1 pseudogene is annotated in these 1812 nt (G+C 45.8%); it reads left to right on the top strand.

The annotated features are described in order from the left end of the window. Positions 1-454 precede the first annotated feature (454 nt). Positions 455-732 (top strand): annotated as a pseudogene (locus OB13_RS20005) (GMC oxidoreductase); the annotation flags it as partial. Between the last annotated feature and the right edge of the window lie 1080 nt (positions 733-1812).

Below are 1812 nucleotides of genomic sequence, written 5' to 3'. Positions count from 1 at the left end.
AAAAAGCATATTTTTTTAAAAAAAGTATATTATAAGAATAGTATAGGTGTGGTAATCCATATTCAAGTTGTTGAGCGAATGTCAGTTATCTATTGATAGTCCAGATGTCCTGTAAAAGTGGCGCGATGGACTGTTATATACTGGATCTGAATGTTCATAGAGCTTTTTGGCAGTGCTGTGCTGTAGGGTTTTGATGTGAGTGTTTGCTTACTTTTAGTTGGGGATGATTTTGATAGCTACACACATCTATTATATAGTGAGGCTGAAAAAAGTTGGCTGTGTTTGTTCGACCTCAATCAAATGAAGTACCTAGACTTAAGCTTAGAAGATATCGTTGCTTTCCTGAACTTAACAAAGGAGTAAGGTTAGTTAAAGGGGGTGGACATGCGCAAAAGTGCAAGCCTCAGAATCAAAAGAAAATAAGAAATCTAAAGATTAGTATAAATGCTATTTCTACTTGCAGCACATGGAGGAGATGCTCGACAAGGCAAGTCGTAAGATAACATGCACACCAATGACAGCAGGCAGGCGCCAAGTCTGGACATCGACGAGATGGGGCGTGAGAATGGGACGAGATACCAAGACGTCTCTGCTGAACAAGTACAACCAACTGCCTCCCTGCAAGAACGTATTTGTGACCGACTGGGCCTGCATGACCTCCACTGGAACACAGAACCCTTCCTGACTTACACGGCCCTGACAGCAAGGGTTGTTTATGCTGTCAGCAAATGAAGAAGGGGATGTTGTAGAGCTGGATTGGGTTAGCCTTCCGGCCTCTGTTAGAGGTGGTTGTTGCTCTCACTACCCGTAGAGGCGAGCCCTCAAGGAGTGTAGCTCCACAGATCAGTTCCTTGGCCGAAGTAAAGCATTCCCTCATCATTCATAGCTAACAAGTCAAAGACCTTCCAAAGGATTTTGACGCTGAGGGTACCGGCGAACAGAGAAGGCTCTCTGTTCACCGGTACCGTATATTGTTCCATTGGGGTGGACCACCAGGAAAGTGTCTCTTCATAGATGGGTGCGTATGGATGACACATCATACACTTTTGCTTTTCGTAGGATTCTTCGCTCTATGGGGTCAAACACAACCAAGTTGCCGTCAGCCATCCCCCAGGGGTCTCCGTCGGGTCTTTAATCAGGGCTGTGGGAAAGTCATGTGCTCCCATACTCAAGGACTTTCATTTGCTCTGTCCAGAAGTGGACCTGCAGGGCAGGGCTGTTAGTCACCTCACTAAAAACAAGCTTGGTGGAAGAGTTGAGAGTGAAGTTGCCCTTTTGTAGTTGCGTCTTCACGGGCCTGGATATAAGTGTTATGGTTTTTCCAAGGCACTCCAGTGGGCTGGCAATAGCCCATCCTAAAAAGTCTGGCACCAGCCAGTCCCGATAGTACAGCAAAGAATGCTCTTTCAGGTAGTTGGAGTGCTTTGTTAATTGCTTGGTTATAGCAGCGTACTATCAACTTCTCAAAACGAGGCAGCAGGAAGTCTTGCAAGAGTACTTACTCTCACAAGAGGTAGGTACAGCCAAAAGCGGATGTGTCCTGAGCCGACGGCCAGCTATGCGTACGACATCACCTACCTGTGCCTGGAGGAGGGCTTTCTTACCTGAGTGTGGTCACCGTTACCTGCAACCGCATGATGATCGTCAGATTATTTCTAAGTGAAGGCCTTTCAGCTATGTTATGCATCCGGGCTTTGGAAATGGCACTTGTAAAAAAACCTTGCAAGGTTATCTGATCCATCACTCCGATAAGGGTATTCAGTTGTGTTTCTCTACTTCCATACCTGTAAAGATCTCATACATAGAAAGAGC

This window comes from Pontibacter sp. HJ8, from assembly GCF_054824225.1.
Note: the sequence above shows the minus strand (reverse complement) of the source record. Positions and strands in the feature narration are given on the sequence as shown.